The 7,797-nt window shown below is 67.6% G+C and carries 7 protein-coding genes; 2 read left to right on the plus strand and 5 right to left on the minus strand.

The annotated features are described in order from the left end of the window. Positions 1-2,171: tannase/feruloyl esterase family alpha/beta hydrolase (locus AC1D01_RS13510; RefSeq protein WP_477866974.1), on the minus strand; the 2,171-nt coding region annotated here is incomplete at its 3' end. A 133-nt stretch (positions 2,172-2,304) separates the two neighbouring features. Between AC1D01_RS13510 and AC1D01_RS13515 the strand changes: the two genes are divergently transcribed. Together AC1D01_RS13515 and AC1D01_RS13520 are read left to right on the plus strand one after the other, a co-directional pair. Next, the gene (locus tag AC1D01_RS13515; RefSeq protein WP_477866976.1) at positions 2,305-3,246 is read left to right on the plus strand and encodes a LysR family transcriptional regulator; all 942 of its coding nucleotides are present in this window, start codon (positions 2,305-2,307) and stop codon (positions 3,244-3,246) included. Then, complete coding sequence (locus AC1D01_RS13520) at positions 3,243-4,220, plus strand: Bug family tripartite tricarboxylate transporter substrate binding protein (RefSeq protein WP_477866978.1); 978 nt, start codon at positions 3,243-3,245, stop codon at positions 4,218-4,220. The genes AC1D01_RS13515 and AC1D01_RS13520 overlap by 4 nt, the downstream gene beginning before the upstream one ends. Before the next feature lie 29 nt (positions 4,221-4,249). On the opposite strand, the gene AC1D01_RS13525 is transcribed toward AC1D01_RS13520, so the two are convergent. The 4 genes from AC1D01_RS13525 to AC1D01_RS13540 form a co-directional block, all read right to left on the minus strand. Further along, complete coding sequence (locus AC1D01_RS13525; RefSeq protein WP_477866980.1) at positions 4,250-4,663, minus strand: hypothetical protein; 414 nt, start codon at positions 4,661-4,663, stop codon at positions 4,250-4,252. Between the two features lie 234 nt (positions 4,664-4,897). Then, positions 4,898-5,344 carry a hypothetical protein gene (locus AC1D01_RS13530; RefSeq protein WP_477866982.1) on the minus strand — a complete coding sequence of 149 codons (447 nt, stop codon included), beginning with the start codon at positions 5,342-5,344 and terminating at the stop codon, positions 4,898-4,900. Between the two features lie 312 nt (positions 5,345-5,656). Next, the gene (locus AC1D01_RS13535; RefSeq protein ID WP_477866984.1) at positions 5,657-6,145 is read right to left on the minus strand and encodes an MBT domain-containing protein; all 489 of its coding nucleotides are present in this window, start codon (positions 6,143-6,145) and stop codon (positions 5,657-5,659) included. Beyond that, positions 6,142-7,797: RHS repeat domain-containing protein (locus AC1D01_RS13540; protein ID WP_477866986.1), on the minus strand; the 1,656-nt coding region annotated here is incomplete at its 5' end. The genes AC1D01_RS13535 and AC1D01_RS13540, both read right to left, overlap by 4 nt.

Here is a 7,797-nt window from a genome sequence, read left to right on the forward strand (position 1 = left end):
TCCTGGCAGTGCTGGAAGGTGCCGGCATTGCGCACCCGCGACGACGCGGCGTAGGCCGTCGCGACGCCGTCGGCGCCGTACTGCACGCCGCTCACGTCGAAGATGTTGGCGATCGGGTTGAACACCGTCGGCGTGGCCGCGTTCTGGAAGGTGTTCTGGAACGCGATCAGGCCGATCGACGTGCCGCCGGCCGGTGCCGCGACGCCGCCCTGCAGCAARCCGCCCGCGCCGAACGTGAAGTCGGCCCCGTTCTCGCCGCTCGCGAACACGCAGTTGCCGCGCGGCAGCAGCGCGCCGCTGCGCTGCGTGCCGGCCGCGCGCTGCCCGCTGGCATCGATCGTGATCGTGTAGCCCATCGTCGCCGGGTCGAGCGCGACGCTGAGTTCCTCGCCGAACAGGTTGCCGCCCTTGTAGGTGGCGGCGGAGGCCGGCAGGTTCGGGCAGGCCAGCGGATCGGCCGTCTCCTGCACGCAGCTGTAGTTGGACGCGGCGTCCACGCTGCCGCTGCCCTTGTACTTCGGCCACGCCGGGAAGCGGCACAGCGGGCGCGTGCGGCCGGCGGTCGCGGCGACGGTGTCGGTCACGACGCCGGTCTCCGGCGCCACGCCCTTCTCGACCCAGTTCTCCAGCGCCGCCAGCGAATCCCAGCTCGGGAGAAAGACCCCCGTGCCGTGCCCCATGCCCGGCACCGTGTAGAAGCGGATGCCCTGCTCGGTGGCCGCATCGCCGACGGTGCTCTTCACGCGGCCGTAGTACTCGATCGTCGAGTTGTTGCTGATCACCTCGTCGGCCAGGCCGTGCAGCAGGATCAGCCGGCCACCGTGCGCGAGGAACGGCGACAGGTCGGCATCGAGCGCATCGGTCATTGCCGAGACGGCGGAGATGCGCGCAGCCCAGGCGCCGCCCGTCACCGGGTCGAGCGTCAGCGTGTCGAAGCCGGCATCGCGGGTGACGAAGTACTTCGCCCACTGGTCGCCGGTGACGTAGACGTTGGCGTCGGCGGTGGTGGCCGGGTTGCCCGGTACCTGGCGCGTGCCGAGGTCGCGCGACGTGGAGGGGCCGGCGACCAGCGTGCCTTCGAGGAGGTTGTRGCCGCCGGCGCGCGTGACGCCCTTCGCCAGCGTGTAGCCGTTCAGTTCGAGCGGCGACTCGATGGTGCGGATGGTGGTGAGCTGGGCATCGGACAGGCAGCTGTCGCCGGCGTCGGTGCCGCCGGCGCAGCGCAGCGTCGCGAGGATCTGCGGGTTCAGCTGCCGGCAGCTCTCGACGTTGCTGACGATGCCGTCGGCGGCGCCGTCGAGCTTGTCGCAGGCGGCCAGCACGGTCTTCTGCACCAGCAGCGTCTTCGCGAGGTTGACCCAGCCGGCGCCGCCGTTGGCGTACAGCGCGCGCCCGACGGCCACGTTCGACAGCCGCGTGCCGCTGTAGTTGAGCGCCGGCTCGTTGGCGACCACGCCGTCGTAGTCGGCCGGCCAGCGCTGGATGTGCAGCAGCGCATCGCGCCCGCCGGTGGAGGTGCCGAGGAAGTAGGCCTTGTCGGGCGCCGTGCCGTAGCGCGCCTTCACCAGCAGCATCGCGACATCGTGGGTCTTCTTCAGCGACTGGCCGCCGTAGTTGGCGAGCGATTCGTCGTTGGCGGCGAACGTGCCGTCGGTGATGCTGCTGCTCTGGTGGCCGCCGTCGTCGCCGAAGGTGGCGTAGCCGAGCGCCAGCGGTGCCGGCTTGCCGGCGGGGCCGAAGCGCAGCGGCTCGGTGCCGTCGATCAGCGTGCCGTTGAAGCCGCCGCCGCCGAAGTGGATGGCCTTGTGGTTCCACTGCGCCGGCAGGTTGACGGCGAAGGTGATGGCCGGCGCCTGCGGGTCGACCGGGGCGATGGTGCCGCGCACGCGGCAGTAGTCGCCGAGCGTGTTGCCGGCGTCGCTGGCCGCGACCGGCGTGGCGCTGCTCACGCTGGCGCCTTGCGTCGGCAGGCCGATCTGCGCGGCCGTGAATTTCAGGCCGGCGAGGTCGGCGCACGCGGTGCCGGTGGCGACCGGCGGGCCTTCGGCCGCAGGGGTGCCGTCATCGCCGCCACCGCCGCAAGCGGCGAGCAGCGCGGACAGCGCGAGGGTGGAAAGGAAGGGACGGATGCGTTGCACGACGCGCCCGTCCATGCGGCGGCCAGGGCCCATGGTTCTTGTCTCCGGTCTGAGGCCTCGCGGGCCTTCTGGTTGAACAGCGCCGCGACGATAGGCGCGCGCCTGATCTGCGGTCAAATAAAATAAGCAGGCCATTCCGATACGAAAAACATATGGAGACGACGAGATGGAGATGAGACAGCTCCGCTATTTCGCGGCCGTCGCGCAGACCGGCCACATGACGCGTGCGGCCGAGCAGCTGGGCATCCAGCAGCCGCCGCTGAGCCAGCAGATCCACGCGCTGGAGCGCGAGCTGGGGCTGTCGCTGTTCCGCCGGCATCCGCGCGGCATGGCGCTCACCGATGCGGGGCGGCAGTTCCAGGTCGAGGCGACGCGCATGCTGCAGGGCATGGAGGCGATGTCGCAGCGCATGGCGCGGGTCGCGCAGGGGCAGGAAGGAACACTGGCGATCGGCTTCACCAGCTCGGCCGCGGCGCACCGCTTCATGCCCGAGCTGCTGCGCGCTTTCCGGCGGCTGCACCCGCAGGTCGAGCTGCAGCTGCGCGAGGAGAACGCCGCCGAGCTGACCGAGGCGCTGTCGGCCGGCCGGCTGCACTGCGCGCTGCTGCGGGTGCCGGTGGCGCGGCCCGAGGGCCTGCAGTTCGAGACGCTGCTGCGCGAGCCGGTGATGGCCGCGATGCCGAGCGACCATGCGTTCGCGGCGGCGTCGAGGCGCGGCGGCGCTGCAGGTGGCAAGACGGCGCGGCCGCTGACGCTTGCGCAGCTGTGCAGCGAGGGATTGATCCTGGTGCGCCGCCCCGGCGCGCCCGGGCTGTACGCCGAGCTGCTCGCGCTGTGCCATGCGAAGGGCCTGCGGCCGCGCATCGTCGCCGAGGTCGACCGGATGATGACGAACCTGAACCTGGTGGCGGCCGGCGCGGGGCTGTCGGTGGTGCCGGCCTCGATGACCGGCGCGCATCCGCATGCGATCGCCTATCGACGGTTGGCCGGCAGCGGCTCGCTCGATGCACCGCTGACGCTGGTGTCGCGCGGCGACGAGGACAACCTGCCGGCGCAGCGCTTCACGGCCCTGGCGCGCGAACTGGCATCGAAGCAGGTGAAGGCATGAAGGCGACCCGTCGACAGATCGTCCGCGCTGCGCTGGCCTGGCCCGTGATGGCAGCCGCTGCGCCACCGACGGCCCCCTGGCCGAGCCGGCCGGTGCACCTGATCGTGGTCTACCCGCCGGGTGGCGTCAGCGATGCGATGGCGCGCACGCTGGCCGAGCCGCTGGCGCAGGCGCTGGGCGTGCCGGTGGTGGTCGAGAACCGGGGCGGCGCCGGCGGCGCGCTGGGCATGGAGGTGCTGGCGCGGGCCGCGCCCGACGGTTGCACGCTGGCCTTCTCGGCCGTCTCGCCGCTGACGCTGCAGCCGCTGCTGGCCGGCGGCCCGCGCGACCTGCTGGGCAGCGTGGTGCCGGTGGCCGGCGTGATGAACACGCCGGTGCTGGTGGCGGGCACGCCGGCCTTCACCGGCCACAGCTTTGCGGACCTGATCGCGCAGGCGCGCGCGCACCCTGGCGCGGTGCGCTGGGCCACCTCGGGCATCGCGACCAGCGGCCACATGGTGCTCGCGCAGACGCGGCTGCAAAGCGGCGTCGACATCACGCACGTGCCGTACCAGGGCGGCGGGCCGCAGATCAACGATGCGATCGGCGGGCAGTTCGAGGTGCTGTCGACCAACGTCGCGTCGGCGCAGCTGCAGTTGCTGGCGGCCGGGCGGCTGAAGGCGCTGGCGGTCGGTGCGCCGGCGCGGCTCGATGCCTTGCCGGAGGTGCCGACGCTGGCGGAACTGGGCTATCCGCAGGCCAACATCGGTTCGCTGTTCGGCGTGTTTGCGCCGGCCGGCACGCCGGCCGCGGTGGTGGCCAGGCTCAACGGCGAGATCGGCCGGTTGCTGGCGAGCGATGCGGTGGCAGCGCGGCTGCGTGAATCGCACAACCTGCCGGCGGGGGGGACGCAGCAGGATTTCGTGCGGCAGATCGCAGCAGAGCGACGGCGCAATCAGGTGCTGATCAAGCGGTCGGGGGGATTGCTGGAATGACCGATGGGGATCGGTGCAGAGACACAGCGTCAGTTGGCGGCCTGCCGCGCCGGCGGTTTGCGTCGCGAAGCCGGTGAAGCCCTCATCGGCATCRTCTGGATCTGCATCCAGAAGAGGCAGGCACGGAATGCAGGTCGCACCGCCTTGCGCGGCGACCAGAGGGCCTCGATCTCCTCGCCCGAGCCGGACACCACCCACCCGATCGCCCCGACGGCCTCGACACAGTTCTCGACGATGCGCCGGCGCTCACCGAAGCAGTCGGCCTCCACGCTCACCATCTGCGACCGCGCGGGGTTCTCGTAGGGTTGCGCGCTGCTGTCGGCGACGATCCCGACACTGGAGACGACCCGGCACGCCCAGCCCATCGCCTGTTCCACGTCGCCGCTTCGGCCGGGAACGATCACGAAGCGGAGTTGAAGCCTGAACGTGCCGGAGGAGTGCATCGCCTGTACCTGTGCTTTGCTGATTGGCGTGGTGGCGATCGCTCCGTTGCACTACCCGACGCGACCAAGCTTCACGCCTGTGGTGGGCACTGTATGTCGCGCTCGGCCAGCGGTCGACGCATTCATCCGTCAATTCGTTCGAGCTTCGAGATCAATCGGAGCCCACGTGGACGCCAGGGAGTGCACTGGAAGGCCAGGTTGCCATCTGTGTCTGAGATGGCCAAGTCGTGACGATCATTCATCGCTGTCGAACACGAGGCTGTGCGCCGGGTTCGTGATGCTCGTTGCGCGGTTGCTCGTCGCCTCCACGCCGTACGTGCTCGGGTTGCCGTTCGCGTCGTAGTGGATCGCCCAGCTCGCCGCGTTCGTCGTGATGCCGGTCAGCCGGCTGTTCTCGTCGTAGCCGAACACCTGGTCCAGCGCCGGCTGCGCCGTGCCGTCCGCGCTCAGGTGCGTGAAGCTCACGAGGCGGCTCGCCTCGTCGTAGCGCACATCCCGCAGCGCCTCGCCCAGCGGGTAGCGGATCGCCCGGCCCGCCAGGTCGAAGTGGCGCTCGTTCACCTTCGTGCCGCTCGCCATCGCCCAGCCCCAGCGCTTGACCGTGCCGGCGAACGGCGTCCACTCGATCTGCGTGATCAGCGGCGTGCCGCCCAAGGTGATCTCGATGACCTCGCCATCCACCCAGGTCAGGCCGAGCTGCCGGTTCGATGGGTAGCTGATGCCGCGCAGGTTGCCCAGTGGGTACCGAGCGGTCGATTGCGCGGGCTATGGCCCTCACTCCAAACCCTTGCTGCCGCAGGCTCGCAATGCTGCTGCAATTGTTGGTATCTCGTCTTGTGCATTCGCTGACCTTACCTGTTGGCAAGGTGTTGCACTTCAGACTTGAGACCGCCAAGATTGGCATTGCAAGTTCGAAGCTGCGTCGTTTTGGCGATATTTTCCAGGCCACCCGCTATTACCATGCAATCGACGCATCAAAAATGATACTTTATGCTAGTGCCGCTCGGCCACAAATTCATTTACAAATTTCACCGCCGCCTCTATATCCCGCCCTAAATAGTCTTGCCAGAAGTCATTCATTGCAAGCCAACCTTGAAAATCCAGCAGTACTTCCAACTGTCGGTCGGTCAGTTCGCCAAGTACCACTCGCACCGCGTCAGCGGCAGTGATCGATGGTGATAGGAAATAAATCAAGGACTCGATCTCGATGCGGTTTGACAAGTTTTCGTCCGCGACAACATCACGCAGAAATTTCGAAATAAACCACCTCCAGCCCTTCGGCGCAAGGTGTTGCTGTATCCTCGCCATGGTCGCCAACCCTGCGCGAGTGATAGGCACGCGCCCCCACTGCTCTAGCTCGGCGGCAAGCAAGGAGCAATCGGAACACTCCTCACCATGCCGAAGCATAGATTCGATTGGAGAAAATTCTCCGACCGGAAATGCCATCTCGATGCGAGCGGCAAGTGCGATTCTGTCAGTCATTGGCAGGTATCTTTGCAGTAACGTCTGACGAGGTCGTCGGCATTGCGAAGTCTTCGATCAATGTCATCATGAGTCTGAGGGTCGTGCTTGGTATCCGTGCCGCCATGCCACTTTTTAGTGTTGGCCTCTCGCAGCGCCTTGCACTGTTTTACACGATCCAACAGACGCTTGGCAACTTCGCATTTGTCGGGCTTTGCCCACCCAGCATTTGCTTGCTCCAGTGTACGCTCGAAGTTGATATCACTCGTGTCACTACAAGCATTTTTATATTGCCAATAGTTTGCGGTGCTTTCTATTCCACGCTGGAGTTCCGGATTACTGGGGGCGGGGCTGGTACTCGGGGCCGCAACTGGCTTTTCTGCTCCACTTGCAATCAAGTATGTCGCCGACGCTACAGCTACTGTCGCCGTAGTCGCGGTTATCGCCTCTCCAACCCAAGCGGCAACCAAGTACACAGCCATCGGCAGCAATAGTCCCTGGGGATCCGTATACGAATTCGGATTTCCGGCAACATATTGATATGTATTAACGCCACCAGCCAGTCCAATCGGATCACTCTGCGTGTACTGCCCACCCGCCGCGTTGTAGTACCGGTGGTAGTTGTAGAACAGCCCACTCTCCGCATCCGCATACTGCCCCGGGAACCTCAGGTTCTGCGTAAAGGCCCCCAGCCCGCTCGGGTTGGTCTCCGGCGCGCTCGTCCCGAAGGGCTCGGCCAGCCAGCGCCAGCGCACCCGGTTCTGGCGGTCCACCACCACGCGCGGTGTGTTCAGGTGATCGCTGTGGATGAAGTACACCAGCGGCTCGCCTGATGGGTTCGCCGGGTCGGGCGTGAACATCGCCATCGGCGTGTCGCGCAGCCACACGTATTCCCGCAACGCGGCGCCGTTCTGGTCGTACTCGCCCAGCAGATGGCCCGCCTGGTCGTACACGAAGACCACCGTGCTTTGCGGCCCGGTGCTGCTCACCTTGCGCACGCGCTGCCCGGCCGCGTTGTAGGTGTAGCGCGTCGTCACGCCGGCCTTGGTGATCGTCGCGAGCTGCCCGCGCAGGTTGTACGTCGCCGTGTAGCCCGAGCCATCGGCCGCGCTGTCGCTGAGCGTGTTGCCGGCGTTGTCGAACACGAGGGTTCTGGCCGGGCTCGTGATGCTCGTSGTGCGGTTGCTCGTYGKCTCCACGCTGTACGCRCTCGGGCTGCCGTTCAGGCTCAKGCCSGTGCGGTTGCCGTTCGCGTCGTAGTGGATCGCCCAGCTCGCCGCGTTCGTCGTGATGCCGGTCAGCCGGCTGTTCTCGTCGTAGCCGAACGCCTGGTCCAGCGCCGGCTGCGCCGTGCCGTCCGCACTCAGGTGCGTGAAGCTCACGATGCGGCTCGCCTCGTCGTAGCGCAGGTCTCGCAGCGCCTCGCCCAGCGGGTAGCGGATCGCCCGGCCCGCCAGGTCGAAGTAGCGCTCGTTCGACTTGGCTCCATCGGCCATGGCCCACTGCCAGCGCTTCACCGTGCCAGCGAACGGCGTCCACTCGATCTGCGTGATCAGCGGCGCGCCGCCCAGCGTGATGCCGGTGACCTCGCCGTCCACCCAGGTCAGGCCCAGCTGCCGGCTCGACGGGTAGCTGATGCCGCTCAGGTTGCCCAGCGTGTAGCCGTAGGCCAC

Source organism: Rhizobacter sp. P3_B12 (assembly GCF_056402895.1).